This window comes from Paenibacillus sp. UMB4589-SE434 (assembly GCF_030226685.1).
In the GTDB taxonomy this organism is placed as follows: domain Bacteria; phylum Bacillota; class Bacilli; order Paenibacillales; family Paenibacillaceae; genus Paenibacillus_B.
Genome location: NZ_JASOYK010000001.1, coordinates 554,635 through 569,720, shown reverse-complemented (window position 1 = coordinate 569,720; position 15,086 = coordinate 554,635). Strand labels below are relative to the sequence as shown.

Below are 15,086 nucleotides of genomic sequence, written 5' to 3'. Positions count from 1 at the left end.
CCCCATGATCTCGGGTATAACATTAAGCAAATACTTAAGGAAGAATGTTTGCCTTTGCGTCAATATTACTATCTTACATTGGTAAATCCATGACAACACGACATTAAACGTTAATTAATACGTCCTTTTTTGGCTGAAATGAAAAAACCGCTCCTATGGAGCGGTAATAAGTTTATTTAGTGTTGTACTCATTAACTTCGAAAGTTAGAATCTTATCAAAGATCACATAGTCTCTACGTGCGCTGAATGGCCCTCTATTATTGTTATGCTTGTTTATTGCATAGGAAGCTGTTCCTGAACCGGCTTGTTTGTTTTCATACCATGTGATGAATGCATTTACTTCTTGCATGCTAAGGTCAAACTCTTTTTCGAGACCTGTATTCATTGTGACGACTAAAATTGCTCGTTCTCCCTGTGGTTGCTCTGGCACTTCAGGTTCGGGAACTTCTTTATTTCCAAATGTATACATCTCTAAAGTGGTAACTATCTTTTCGCTTGTTGTCCCGCCAATGATATACAAATTATTGTTAACAACAGAAGACACAGCCTGAGTTCTAGGGAACGTTAATTTATCAAAGTTAGTAAGTGTATTTGATTTTGGATCGTACACTTCGATTTTATCTACCGAACCGGAAGAACCGTTTGTGGATCCACCTAAAATATATATTTTCCCATCTACTACTGCAATGCTCATAGCATTCCTCGCTACTGAACTATGCTTTGTTTGTGTCCATGTATCTTGGGCAGGATCATATTTTAAGATCACACTAGTAGAATCAGTAAAATCCCAACCACCAAATACGTATACATTTCCACTTACTTCAGCAGCTACTATCCCATTACTTGTAATTGGCATGTCCGTTTTTTTGCTCCAGGTATTTGTAATAGGATCGAAGCATTCAGTAACCGATAACGCACTAGTGTTATCACCACCTGCTATCACATATATTTTGTCCCCAATAACTATTGAAGATGCCCATGAGCGTGCTGTAGGCATATCTGAAGCTTGACTCCACGAGTCTAATTTAGGATCATACACTTCCACTTTATTCGTTCTTTCCACCTTACCATTTAGATCATAATATCCTCCGAATACATATATCTTCCCGTTAAATGCAGATGCTGTTGCACCAGCCCTTGTTGTCGGCATAGCTTTCTTCTCTGACCACTTATCTGCTGTAGTATCATAAACAAAGGTATTGTTTCGTTTTACTCCACCGTAAGCTGCCTTACCATCAGATGCCCCACCAAACACATATATTTTTCCGTCCACTGTAACCACGGCAGCACCGGCTCTTGGCTCTGGTAAATCACTTTTTTTGACCCATTTCATACTATCAGCAGCGAAAACAGAAGCTGTCGTTAATGACAGCCAAAAAATTAAAAACACGAAAAATATAGTACTAAACTTCCATTTATTCATTCTAGTTAGCCTCCACATATGTTTTGTCATATGCAAGCCTACAACATAGGAGACAAGTTGTCTAAACATTAGTAAACATATTTTTCAATATATGAAAATAGATTCTATTTATTTTAAACCCAACTTTAGCAGACTCTAGAAATTTATTTATAAATGATTATGTTCAGCGCAACAGCGACTCTTAGCAACACGTTTACGGTCATCTGACACCTCCCTTTAAGGTCCGATACCATACCAATGTGCGCGTCCAGATAACAGATTTTTATGCTCTGCGTACCACTCTGTAGTTGAATAGACGATTCCATAATTCATTATACAAATTGGATAGGTTGAACCTGGATCAATCCTTGGTTATCCATCTTTCTGTCAGCGATAAAGCTGACGACTAAGTCATATTCATTTGTTCTGTACCCTTTCAGTTCTTACCTCCCACACTTAAATTTATATTAATATCCCTGCTAAAAGTATCGTCTGCAGCCTCTACAATATCTCTCACTCGAGTAATCCAGTCCCATTGCTTGTTCCGATACTCTTTATATACTTTAATTCCTACTGTAGCGACCCTACCAGTTGCAAAAGCTGATGGAGATGGCTTAACGATCTGGGCATTTGTTGGGCGATCAGCAAATCATTACCGCATCCATAATTATGCCCAAAAAAGAAAAACCCCAGAAGCCTTATGGCTCCTAGGGTTTCAGGTACTAGTACAACGTCATATATTGATCGCGTTCCCATTGGTGAACTTGCGTGCGATACATGTCCCACTCGATCTCTTTCAGCTCAAGGAAGTGCTGCAACGCGTGCTCGCCCAATGCTTCGCACATCGTCTCATCGCTCAGCAACGCTTCAAGCGATTCCTTCAAACTGGATGGCAAGCTCGGAATGCCTTCGGATACGCGCTCTTCTTCTGTCATAACATAGATGTTACGATCTGTTGGAGCTGGAAGAGCCGTACGGTTCTTAATTCCATCCAGACCTGCTTTAAGAATAACAGCCAATGCCAAGTAAGGGTTAGCAGATGGATCCGGGTTCCGTACTTCAACACGTGTGCTCAAGCCGCGGGAAGCTGGGATACGGATCATCGGACTACGGTTGCTTGCTGACCAAGCTACATAACATGGAGCTTCATATCCAGGTACAAGGCGCTTGTATGAGTTAACTGTAGGATTCGTAATTGCCGCAAACCCGCGCGCATGGTTCAATACACCCGCCATAAAGGAACGGGCATCTGCACTAAGGCCACTGGAATCCTGCTCATCTACAAATGCATTCTCGGAGCCGTTAAATAAAGAGATATTACAGTGCATACCGGAGCCGTTTACGCCGAACAATGGTTTCGCCATAAATGTAGCATGCAGCCCATGTTGGCGAGCTATCGTCTTCACGACCAGCTTGAACGTTTGAATTTGGTCAGCCGCTTTAATTGCATTTGCATATTTGAAATCAATTTCATGCTGGCCTGGCGCAACTTCATGATGCGAAGCTTCGATTTCAAAGCCCATTTCTTCCAACTTCAATACGATTTCACGGCGGCAATTCTCACCCAAGTCAGTAGGGGCAAGATCGAAATATCCCCCCTGATCATTCAGTTCCATTGTAGGATTGCCCTTCTCGTCTGTCTTAAACAAGAAGAATTCAGGTTCAGGACCAACATTCATCGCTGTGAATCCAAGCTCTTCCGCCTCTTTCAGCGCACGCTTCAAAATACCGCGCGGGCAGCCAGCAAACGGTGTGCCGTCTGGCATGTACACATCACAGATCATACGCGCTACACGATCTTCAGCCACCCATGGGAATATTACCCAAGTGTCAAGATCAGGAACAAGATACATATCCGATTCCTCGATACGTACATATCCTTCGATTGAGGAGCCGTCAAACATCATCTTGTTGTCCAATGCCTTCTGCAATTGGCTCGTTGGAATTTCTACGTTCTTGATTGTTCCAAGCAAGTCAGTAAACTGTAGACGAATGAAACGAACATTTTGCTCTTTAGCGATACGGATAATATCTTCTCTTGTGTAACCCACGTGGAACCTCTCCTTTATGTTCATTTATGATACTTATTTCGTAAAGAAACGGGACAATTCTCCTTGAATCAACGAGACTTGCCCGGGTCTCTTGCCGGCCATTAACTGCTGCTTAAGCATACGGTGCAATTGAGCATCGGACATTTCTTTGCGCTTCGACTCCGAGTCAGCGCTTAACACGGTTGCTTCGCTAGATTCCTTGGACATGGGATTCAGAACTTGCTTAATCCCTGCAATGTTGACGCCCTTCTCTATGAGAGCTTTAATCTCAAGCAGTCGTTCAACATCGTTAAATGAAAATAAACGCTGGTTTCCCGAGGTACGAGCCGGCATAATGAGTTCATGTTGCTCATAGTACCGAATTTGACGAGCAGTCAAATCCGTTAACTTCATTACGATGCCGATTGGAAACAACGCCATATTTCTGCGAATGTCATCACCCATCGTTCATCAACCTTCCTCATCGTAATACCGAATTAGGTTTATTCTAACCTTCGGAAGCAAAGGTGTCAACCCATGTGAGCTAAACTAACAACAAAAAAAGCGCAGGTTGATGAAATAGTCCTCATCATAACTAACCTGCGCTTTTAGCTATTCTATTCTTATTGATTTGTACGGTCATATAACACAATATCCCACAAGGACATTTAAGCTGAGATTATACGCTCAGTAAGCCGCGATCGATCATCGTTTGTAATGCTTTTAATGCTCCCAGCTTAGCATGCGCGTACGTAAGCCCACCCTGCATGTAAGCCGTGTACGGCTCACGTATCGGCGCATCAGCAGACAGTTCTAGGCTCCCGCCTTGAATAAAGGTCCCGGCAGCCATAATAACGGGATGCTCATATCCCGGCATGTCCCACGGTTCTGGTACAACGTGGGCATCCACCGCAGATGCTTGCTGCACTCCCTGCACAAAGGCAATCAAATGCTCTGCTGCATGGAAACGTATCGCCTGAATCAGATCCGTTCTTGGCTTAGACCAATGCGGTGAGGTCTCAAAGCCTAGTTCTTCAAATAGTGCCGCTGCGAACACACTCCCTCGCACAGCTTGTCCGACAGTCGTTGGAGCCAAGAACAAGCCTTGGTACATGGCACGTGTCATTCCAAGCATAGCTCCAACTTCTCCTCCAATCCCTGGCGCTGTCAAGCGTTGTGCAGCAAGTTCCACATAGGCTTGGCGACCAGCAATGTATCCGCCCGTAGAGGCTATTCCACCACCGGGGTTTTTGATCAATGAGCCCGCTATCAGATCAACACCGACTTCGGTCGGTTCTAACAATTCCGTAAACTCGCCATAACAATTATCGACAAATACGATCAGATCAGAGCGAATCTCTCGGATACGCTTTACCATCTCCCCTATTTGGTCAACGGTAAATGATGCCCGCCAGTCATAGCCACGTGAACGTTGTATTCCGATAACTTTAGTATCTTTCGTTATGGCAGCAGCAACTGCCTCCCAGTCCACTGCGTCTTGAGTTGTTAATGGTACTTCATTATACGATATACCAAAGTCGCGTAATGAACCTGTTCCATCACCATCTTTACCGATTACTTTGTGCAGGGTATCGTATGGTGTTCCCGTAATGTACAACAATGCATCACCAGGACGTAGTACAGCAAATAATGCTGTCGCAATTGTATGCGTACCCGATACGAAGTGCGGACGAACTAATGCTGCTTCTGCGCCAAACACGGTCGCATACACCTCGTCCAGCACTTCGCGGCCTCTATCATTGTAGCCATAGCCTGTGGAGCTGGCAAAATGATAATCACTCACACGATGGGTTTGAAAGGCATCAATAACTTTCCATTGATTTCGTTCTGCAATACGTTCAATGTCGCGTACACTACCTGCTATTTTAATTTCTACTTGTTGTTCAAGCTGCTGTAAAGCGGATGAAAAATTCATGTATGCTCGTTTCCCCTTGCTGATCATGTTATTAATAACACTAATGACTAATCCTAACATGGATTAGCTCTGCTTCTCGTACTCTTTCAACTTATGTCCATGAACTTCAGCCGCCGCGCGGTCCAACCGTACACGCAGCAGCAATTGTTCGTCTTCTGTCTGTTGGTCTACTACTTCGCCCATCCGATAAGCAAGCGCAGCTAGATCCCCACGTGAAGCTGGAATCGAGTACGTAACCGTCTGTCCAATCAGATGCTCTTGCACCACCGTGCGTACCCGTTCCATATCCTGCTTTTCATAGGCGCTAATGAGGAAGTGCGTACCGTCTTGATGAAGTAATTGCAGTTGTTCTTTAGAGCACAGATCCTTCTTATTGTACAACACAATCTCCGGCTTTGCTCCTGCCCCTAGCTCCTGCAAAATATTAGCGACTACGCGCATTTGATCGTCCCGCATCGGTGACGAAGCATCAACGACGTGCAGTATCAGGTCTGCCTCATTTACTTCCTCCAACGTCGCCCGAAAAGACGCTATTAAATCATGAGGCAAATTCTGAATAAACCCTACCGTATCTGTTAATACCACTTCTTTGCCGTTCGGCAGTTCCCATGTACGGGTCGTCGGATCTAAGGTAGCAAACAATTGATTTTCGATATAGACGTCCGCTGCAGTCAATTGTTGAAGAAGTGTTGATTTGCCTGCATTCGTGTAGCCTACAAGAGCTATCTGAATTACACCGCTCTTCTTTCTGCGTTCCCGATGAAGATGGCGATGCTTTACAACTTCCTCCAATTGACGCTTAAGCTCCGCAATACGGTTACGGATGTGGCGCCGATCTGTCTCCAGTTTGGATTCCCCGGGACCTCTAGTGCCAATGCCTCCTCCTAATCTGGACAAATTCTTCCCATGTCCCGAAAGACGCGGCAGCAAGTAAGAGTGCTGTGCCAGCTCTACTTGAATGATTCCTTCTCTCGTTTTGGCACGCTGCGCAAAAATGTCAAGAATAAGCTGAGTCCGATCTATAATTTTAGCATCTAACGCTTGTTCCAGATTGCGTACTTGCGCACCTGACAATTCTTGATCGAATATGGCAGTATTGGCTGCTAATTCATCCATAACCGCCTTTAGCTCCTGTACCTTGCCCTTGCCAATAAACCACTTCGGGTCACGAGTATCACGAGCTTGTGACATCGTGGAGACGACTTCCACACCTGCTGTCTCTGCCAATTGCACAAGCTCATCCAATGAGTATTGGGCATCGATACCGCTTCGTTTTACTTCGTCCGTGATAAGGGTTACCAAGACAGCTCGATCCGGAATCGCCTCGGTTGTGTCGTATGTAGTCGTTCGCATGTAACAGCGTAAGCTCCTTCGTCTAACAGTATCAATACAACTGACCTGTAAATGCAATGCAATACGATATACAGTATACCTCATTTCCGCTTGCATTTTAAATGCAGTGCTCTTAACGTCATAAGTCCCAGCTAGCTAGGCATTTACACGGGGTTTAAATTCAATAATCATGCCGACAAATGGGATAACAGCTCGCCTTTATTGTGTGCGTACCACGCAAATTGCTGGACTTTTTGGCAAAATCACTTTCTTAGCAAGTACCATGTACTCTCAATAATATGAATCTCAATCATAAATCGAGAAAGCTTGCCTGAATGGATCTGCATCAGACAACATCATACAATTAACATCTCTAATTGAATTCTCAGGATGCTCTTCTTTGAGAATCCTACCGTGTAATCGCCAGAATTAATATCTCGAATCCTTCGTAAGCAAATTGATATAACGATCAAACGGATCAACCGTTTGGCTGGGAGCTGTGTCATTCTTTTCAAAGTAATGAAAATCCTCGTTCGTTAAATTAATCAAATTTGATTTATTTATTTTCACTGAAGATAATTTCCTAGTTATTCTCACTGCGTGGTTTCGTATCGCTTTTTCCAACATATTTCTAATAAAACGAGCGTTACTGAAATTTTGCTTTATTTCCTTTTCTTTCACAATGTACTCTTTAATCTTATCAATTGCAGATGGTTGGATAACATACTCTTTTTCAAAAGCCATCTTAAGTAAAATCTTTATCAATTCATCGATGGAGTAGTCAGGAAAATCTACGTGCATGGCAAATCGAGAAGGTAACCCTGTGTTTAATTCCAATAAATCATTCATTTCTCGGGGATATCCAGCAATAATCAAAATAAAGTCATTACGCCGGTCTTCCATTAATTTCACTAAGCAGTCGATTGCTTCTTTCCCAAAATCTTTTTCCCCACCACGCGCCAGACTATAGGCTTCATCCACAAATAATACGCCGCCCATTGCCTTTTTAACTACTTCTCTCGTCTTCTGTGCCGTATGGCCGATGTACTCCCCAACAAGATCGGCACGATCTACTTCAAGCAGATGACCTTTAGAAATTACTCCAAGCTGATGAAACATCTTAGCTACAATTCTAGCCACTGTCGTTTTTCCTGTGCCGGGGTTACCTGAAAAGATCATATGATAAACTTGAGAATTTGCTTGCAGCCCCTCGGCTTGCCGAATTTTTTGAACACGCAGCATTGCGTATATTTCAAATACGATTTGTTTTACCTCATCAAGACCAATCATATCGTCAAGTTCATTAAAGGCTTCAGGAAACTCTTCAGAAATGGAATTGTTCATTGATTCATTCGGCTCAGGTGGTTGTATTGGTTCCGAATTGTTATTGAAGACTATGCTGATTTTTCGATCTTGAGTTGTAATAGAGCGATTATCACTTGTCACTTTAAATCACTCCTTCATTAAAAGCTGCACCCTGAGAGTCGCATCTCCTATTCTAGTCAGAGTGCTACGAATTGATGCCCCATAACCCATGAGACACAAAACCACATACACACAATGTAATGGATAGTTGGCTGTCTCCTGAGCAGACTCAGCTTCGGATGTGCTACTTGAAAATGATCATGCATTAGATTCATCCTCTCGACAAGTTGTAGAAAGACAGCCTTTCTTTCATAAGCTTATCACTGCCGCTTATCCAACATATTCTATCGATAGCGAGGATATTAGCAGATTTAGAGCCACAGCTCGTCCCATTTCCACTTCGTATAGGCAAGTGTTTCCCTGCCAAAATGGTAGAAGGTTGAAAGCACCTTGCTTGCCACAGTTTCTACATGCAGCTGCTCATACCCCAGCTTATCCGCTATTTCATACGCCCTATTCCCATGAAAATCATGAGTGACAATCGTAACCGATGACCATTGATGTTCGCGAACAATAGGCTGTGCAAATTTTAAATTTTCCAATGTGCTTGTAGATGAATTCTCTAGCCATATAACCGACTCCGGAATTCCATGAGCAATTAAATAACGCTTGCTGCCTTCCGCCTCTGTATAAGTAGCCGTAGGCGTATCTTTGCCTCCAGTGACGATAATTTGCTTGAAGCGACCTTCATTGTAAAGTTTCACCACAAGATTAAGGCGCTCCTTTAACCCAGGGCTTGGCTCATCTCCCCATAAAGATGCTCCCAGCACAATGCCAACATCACTCGTTGCAAGCGAGTTGGCGTCGCTTGAGCTTGTTATTTTCCAAAGTACGTACCCTGTCCATAATAAACCTAACAGGAGCAGGAATCCGACCAACAAAACTAATTTACGTATCAGAACGGTTTTTCTCGATTTATTCTTACGAGCACTGCGCATTGGAGTTGCTGCATGATCCAACATTTTTGGCATATTATGGTCCTCCCTCAGGTAAAAAAGAAGCACGCAATTCAATTATTGCGTGCTTCTTCATGATCAATGATGACATTCTTATCTCTAAACTTTAAGATTTATGAATCGTAACCGTTTCAATCTTGACTTCTTCTTGCGGCTTGCTCTGCTCCATCGTATCCGGGTTCTCTACCACTGGAGTTTTGGCTATCGCTGTCACCACATCCATACCACTCTTCACCTTACCAAAAATCGGATATACAGGCTGCATGTTCAAGCTCCCCGCATCATCACCGGTACAAATAAAGAACTGGCTACCAGCACTATTCGGCTGACTAGACTTTGCCATCGCCACTACTCCAGGCTCATATGATCGCTTACTGTCCAACTCGTCCGGGATTGTATATCCTGGTCCACCCATACCGTTGCCGAGCGGATCTCCCGATTGAACCATAAACGTCTCGATAATGCGATGGAAGGTAATGCCGTCATAGTAATGTTCATTCGCTAGGAACACAAAGTTATTTACGGTCTGCGGCGCTTCTTTGGCGAACAGCTCGATCTCAAATGTTCCTTTCGTGGTCTTCACTTCAGCCACATAGTTCGCATTCGTATCAATAGACATTTTTGGCATTTCAGCCCATGACTTGGCTTTGTTCTCGATGGGAGCTGACCCGCTTGCAGCATTGTTTTCCGCTGGTGCGGCAGGCGTATTCTTTTGTCCGCAGCCAATAATACTGATTAATAAGGCGCTTAATAACAATAGACCTCCTGCTTTCCTTGCTGTCTGCCCTAACCACGTGGATGGTCGATTTGATTTCAACGTACGCTCGCTCCTTATTAAACGAATTGTAGGTCTTTATTTAAGCCGCTGGTGGGAAAGAAGTGGAATCCGCTCCTTGCCCGCCGCGCTCTTTATTTTTGTCAGGCTTACCGTTCTGATTATCATGCTTGCCTGTATTATTGGAAGTGCTTCCGCCAGTCTCGATGCTGGAACCGTTACCCGACTGGCCAGACGTAGTATTGTCAATCCCATTATCTGGCCCTTCTGTACCGCCAGTTTCTGGACCGACGCTACCACTGTCTCCATTCCCATTGTTGCTGCCATTTCCTTCATTACCATTGCCGTTATTGCCGCCACTATTATTTCCGTTGTTGCCGTTAGGATTGTCAATCTCTCCACCAGGCACGTTAGGGTCCACAGGATCTGTCACTGGCGGAACAACTGGATCTGGCGGCGGCTCGACATTCTCAGCTTCAATCTTGATTACAGCTTCGTTGGACTTGGCAGACTCTTCCGGTTTGTCCTCACTCGTAGCTGTCACATAATACGTATACGTTTCTCCGGCAAATACCCCAATATCTTCTGCTTCGTTTGCTTGAATGCCGGCTAATATTTTCGTAAATTGCGGGTCAGCAGTTGCTTTGCGATACAAGCTGTACTTGACGTTCTTTCCTTCAACAGCTTTCCAAGTTAACGAGATAGACTTTGTATTCTCAGAATAGGAACCCTGTAAACCAGATACTGCCGCTGGCGGTTTCGGCTTTTCATCTTCTTTAACGTCCTCTGGCTTGTTGAATGATTGACTGTCAACCCCCTTGAGCGCTTGAGTCATAACTTTACTGAATAAGGCGGCAGGCTGACCACTGCTGCCAACAAGAACATGATTACTATCCGTCTTGTCATATCCCATCCAAACAGATCCTGTCCACTCTGGCGTGTAGCCGACAAACCACAAATCACGATTACCAGGACCATTATAACCAGGTACAGAGTGCTGTGTAGAACCAGTCTTACCTGCAACAGGGCGATCCATCTTGGCCGCTTTACCTGTTCCGCTGTTAACCACTTCTTGCATCATCTGTGTCATATAATAGGCCGTCTTCTCTGACATTACTCGCTCAGGCTTAGGCACAGTATAGGTATACACATCAGTATTTTTACGATCTTTGATCTGCTTGATCGTATATGCCGGGTAATAATAACCCCCATTGGCAAACGCATTATATGCCTCCGCCATCTCGATAGGTGTTGTACCTCTCGTCATACCCCCAAGTGCAATAGACAGGTTGTAATCGCCCTTGTCCAGCTCAATTCCCAGCTGCTTCGCAAAATTAGTGCCGCTCTTGATCCCAATCTCGTTCAGCAGCCAAACAGCCGGCAAGTTAGTAGAACGTTTGAAGGCCTCTGTCATTTCAATCGGTCCCACATACTTGTTACGACCTAGGTCGGTCGGGCAATAGTTGCCAAAGCACTGCTTGTCATCACGAAGCGTTGACCAAGGGAACCACTGACCTGACTCTATTGCTGGCCCAAATGATACGATTGGTTTAAAAGCAGAACCAGGTTGGCGTTTTACATTCGCACGGTTCCAACCTTTTTTTACATAATCACGTCCGCCAACCATTGCCATCAGTGCTCCATTTTGATGGTCGGATATGACCATTGAACCTTGGGATTTGATGTCATCTTTACTTTTCTCAAAGTTATCATCTTCACTGAACTCTTTAAAAACAGCGCGTTGTGCATCTCCATCCATCGTAGTATAGATGCTGAACCCTCCACGCAGCAATTCATCCTCCGTTAACCCCGTGCGCTCCTCAGCTTCCTGCACCATATAATCGACAAAGGCCATATACGCCGCATCGCCCTTTTCAGTCTGATCATTGCCACCATTTGACTTAAGCGGCACGTAATCAACAGCCGCTGCCTCTTCCATTTCCGACAACGTAATGTATTTTTCTTCATACATGAGGGACAAGACAACTTTACGACGTTCCTTGGAAAGCTCCGGATTCGAGATCGGATTGTATCGAGAAGGCGCCTTCGGCATCGCCGCCAATGTCGCCATCTGCCATACTTTTAATTTACTCAAATCACTTTCACCAAAATATCGAATGGATGCAGCCTTCACACCGTAGGCACCTTGGCCAAAGAAAATACGATTCAAATACATCGTAATGATTTCGTCTTTTGTATAGTGATTCTCCAAAGCTAGTGCAATAGATACTTCCGTTGCTTTACGGAAAAACGTCTTGTCACTCGTCAAAAACATATTTTTTGCCAACTGCTGTGTAATCGTGCTGCCGCCTTCCTTCAGGCTGCCGTGCATGACGTCTTTTACCATCGCACGTCCAATTGACCACAGGTCTACTCCTTGATGCTCCTGAAAGCGGCGATCTTCCGTTGCAATAAACGCGTTTTCCAACATATCAGGAATCTCTCCTGCTTCTACAACTTCACGATTGCTTGCCCCATGGCCAAGCTTTGCAATCTCATTACCTTTACGATCAAACACGGTAGATGCTTCTGCCATTTGGAACATGTCTGCTTCTTTATATTCTTTCATTAGTCGTTCGCCATTTAGCAAAATAAACAAATATCCGCCCACCGCACAAAATATCGCAAATGCGGTAGTGAAAAACATAAGCCACCAAGTCTTCTTCCATGACCATTTCTTTTTGGGCTTGGACATGCCACTGCCACCACTACCACCATTGCCACGCTGACCAGAATTATTGGAATTACTTGTGTGACCGGTACTACTAGCTCGTTGTCCTCGGTTACTGCGGGACAATTTATCATTTGTAGACATTCTTTCCGACTCCCTTTTCCGTGAGGATTTCTCTTTATTGCGCTGCTGGAGAAGATGAGTGTTATTACCCTTTCGTAGGCCGTCTAGAAACGGCAGCAAGCTGCACATCGCTCCAACCTTTCTCTGTACGCAAAATATACGGTTAAGATTCGACGCACTCGACTGGCCGCTGCCCTTCATTATCGTACTGGAACGATGCAGTCAAGAGGGTGGAGAATATCTGCTGTACACTCCAACGAAAAGAACAACCCCTTAGGGTTGTTCTTGACCGTACTATACATGTAGACGTTGCAAAGCCTGAAAAAGTTTCATTTCATTCTCAAGGAGCTGCGACAGCACCTTAAGCAACGGATTAAGATTCGTTCTGATGGTCCTGCATCAGGGATACGTTGCGCATCGGCGTGAATGTGGAGATCGCATGCTTAAATACCATCTGCTGGCGTCCGTCACTGTCTATGACGATTGTGTAGTTGTCAAATGCGCGAATGATACCGCGAATCTGGAACCCGTTCGTCAAATATACAGTTACCGGAATGCTCTCCTTGCGTAGCTGGTTCAAGAAAGTATCTTGGATATTAATGGATTTATTCATCGTCCGTACCCCCATAATCTTGATATAGTGTTGAAATATATTCAACCTCTTAGCGAAACTTTCCTGCTACGATGCCACAAATTTGTGAGAAATGTTCATCATATCGTGTACTGTCAGTCACATCGACCCAATGAATGTCCTTCATGCGACGGAACCATGACAGTTGACGCTTAGCGAATCGACGGGTATCGCGCTTGAGCAGTGTGACAGCAGCCTCATAGGACGTCTCGCCTGCTAAATAAGCGGCTATTTCTTTATAACCCAGACCTTGCATCGATACAAGTGATCGGGAATACCCTCGCTGCAGTAATTGCTCAACTTCTTGGACAAGCCCTTCTTCAAGCATCTCATCAATTCGGGCCTCTATTCGTTTATATAGCAATTGCCTGTCCATTGTCAAACCAATAAAACACAAATCGTATTGTGGCTGGCGCTGTTGGACCTCCAACTGATCTGACATTTTTTGACATGTTAAACGAAATATTTCCAAAGCACGAATCACTCTTCTTACATCGTTCGGGTGTAATCTTTCAGCAGATTCGGGGTCCACGAGCCGCAGCTGCTCATGCAGAACTTCGTTCCCCTGCTCTTCCGCAAGATGGGCCATTTCTAGTCGGAATGGCTCATCAGATCCTTGTTCGCTGAACTCAAATCCGTAACATAGAGACTCCACATAAAGACCCGTCCCACCAACAATAAATGGAAGCTTATGGCGAGATGCTATATCTGGTATAAGCTCGCGACAACGATCCTGAAATTCAGCAACCGAAAATGGTTCATCGGGCTCATGAATATCCATCATATAATGTGGAATCCCATCGCGTTCAGCAAAAGGAAGCTTAGCTGTCCCAATGTCCATATGCCGATACACCTGCATACTATCACCTGATATGATCTCAGCATTCCAATGATGGGCCAATTGCAAACTCAATTTTGTCTTGCCGACCGCCGTAGGACCGACTAAAACAAGCAGTCGATGTCTAGGACTATTCGTTGCCGACAATGTCAATCACTCCATATGCTAATTTAGAACCTGTCCGCTCGACGCGGGTAAACCCCAATCGATTAAATTCCTCGCTGCCACGCAGCTCTTTCATAACAACCGTCTTGCGTGCTACACGCATCGCTTCATGCACCGCCTCTGCTGCCAATGGTTCGTGATTCGCTAGATGACGCAGCGGATCGATAGCCGCGGATTCTTGTACTGGCGTGCGAAACATCGGATCAAAATAAATCGTATCAACGGATCGATCAGGTAGACGTAATAACATGTCCAAGTAATGACTGTGCTCCATACGGATACGTCTCATCGCACGATTGATCTCTTCCACCTCTGACACATATGCGCGGAGCCCTTCTCTGACCAAAACAAACAACGGGAGTTGACTTTCGCAAGCTGTAACACTCCCCTTGTCGCCAACAGCCATGGAAAAAACAAGGGCATCGCCCCCTAATCCTGCCGTGCAGTCCAACACCGAAGCACCTGGTTTAATACGTGCCGCACGAATCATCGTGTCTGACTCCCCGTTCAGTATACGCTTTGATCGAATAAATGCCATGCTTGGATGATAGGTAAGATCCGCCTGTCCGATCTGTGTATAACGAATCCCAGAGTCCATCATAATCAGAAATTGGTCGTCACCATAACGTTTCCTCAATTGGGGAAACGATTGCTTTCTCCGAGTCGTATACAGGCAACCCAGTTCCTTCGCCAGCGATTGAGCTTGAGCAATGACATGAGGCGAAGTCGAATCACCTGTCGTAATAATCATAGGTTCCTCCTCATTATAAACGGTACTGAAACGTAAATACAAATGCTCATG

General features: G+C 44.6%; 12 protein-coding genes. All 12 read right to left on the bottom strand.

Annotated elements, in window-relative coordinates; translation table 11 throughout:
• Positions 1–172: 172 nt before the first annotated feature.
• A complete protein-coding gene (locus tag QP775_RS02700; RefSeq protein ID WP_285103380.1) occupies positions 173–1,423 on the bottom strand; it encodes a Kelch repeat-containing protein in 1,251 nt (416 codons plus the stop codon).
• A gap of 701 nt (positions 1,424–2,124) precedes the next feature.
• Positions 2,125–3,453 (bottom strand): type I glutamate--ammonia ligase, encoded by a 1,329-nt coding sequence (gene glnA, locus QP775_RS02695; protein ID WP_285103378.1) that lies wholly within the window; start codon positions 3,451–3,453, stop codon positions 2,125–2,127.
• A gap of 33 nt (positions 3,454–3,486) precedes the next feature.
• On the bottom strand, positions 3,487–3,897 hold the full coding sequence (locus tag QP775_RS02690; protein ID WP_028546681.1) for a MerR family transcriptional regulator: 411 nt from the start codon (positions 3,895–3,897) through the stop codon (positions 3,487–3,489).
• A 214-nt stretch (positions 3,898–4,111) separates the two neighbouring features.
• Positions 4,112–5,368 carry a methionine gamma-lyase family protein gene (locus QP775_RS02685; RefSeq protein WP_239327493.1) on the bottom strand — a complete coding sequence of 419 codons (1,257 nt, stop codon included), beginning with the start codon at positions 5,366–5,368 and terminating at the stop codon, positions 4,112–4,114.
• Between the two features lie 63 nt (positions 5,369–5,431).
• Positions 5,432–6,721: a GTPase HflX gene (hflX, locus tag QP775_RS02680; RefSeq protein ID WP_285103375.1), complete on the bottom strand. Its 1,290-nt coding sequence runs from the start codon at positions 6,719–6,721 to the stop codon at positions 5,432–5,434.
• Between the two features lie 408 nt (positions 6,722–7,129).
• Positions 7,130–8,146 (bottom strand): AAA family ATPase, encoded by a 1,017-nt coding sequence (locus QP775_RS02675; protein WP_239327491.1) that lies wholly within the window; start codon positions 8,144–8,146, stop codon positions 7,130–7,132.
• A gap of 290 nt (positions 8,147–8,436) precedes the next feature.
• Entirely contained in the window at positions 8,437–9,096 is a 660-nt protein-coding gene (locus QP775_RS02670) for a YdcF family protein (protein ID WP_285103373.1), read from the bottom strand.
• Between the two features lie 91 nt (positions 9,097–9,187).
• Entirely contained in the window at positions 9,188–9,898 is a 711-nt protein-coding gene (locus tag QP775_RS02665; RefSeq protein WP_285103371.1) for a peptidylprolyl isomerase, read from the bottom strand.
• A 40-nt stretch (positions 9,899–9,938) separates the two neighbouring features.
• Positions 9,939–12,671: a transglycosylase domain-containing protein gene (locus QP775_RS02660; RefSeq protein WP_285103369.1), complete on the bottom strand. Its 2,733-nt coding sequence runs from the start codon at positions 12,669–12,671 to the stop codon at positions 9,939–9,941.
• A gap of 352 nt (positions 12,672–13,023) precedes the next feature.
• Positions 13,024–13,263 carry an RNA chaperone Hfq gene (hfq, locus tag QP775_RS02655; protein WP_028546686.1) on the bottom strand — a complete coding sequence of 80 codons (240 nt, stop codon included), beginning with the start codon at positions 13,261–13,263 and terminating at the stop codon, positions 13,024–13,026.
• Positions 13,264–13,312: 49 nt separating this feature from the next.
• Entirely contained in the window at positions 13,313–14,266 is a 954-nt protein-coding gene (gene miaA, locus QP775_RS02650) for a tRNA (adenosine(37)-N6)-dimethylallyltransferase MiaA (protein WP_285103367.1), read from the bottom strand.
• Positions 14,250–15,035: a class I SAM-dependent methyltransferase gene (locus tag QP775_RS02645; protein WP_239327486.1), complete on the bottom strand. Its 786-nt coding sequence runs from the start codon at positions 15,033–15,035 to the stop codon at positions 14,250–14,252. Before QP775_RS02645 ends, miaA begins: the two co-directional genes overlap by 17 nt.
• Positions 15,036–15,086 lie beyond the last annotated feature (51 nt).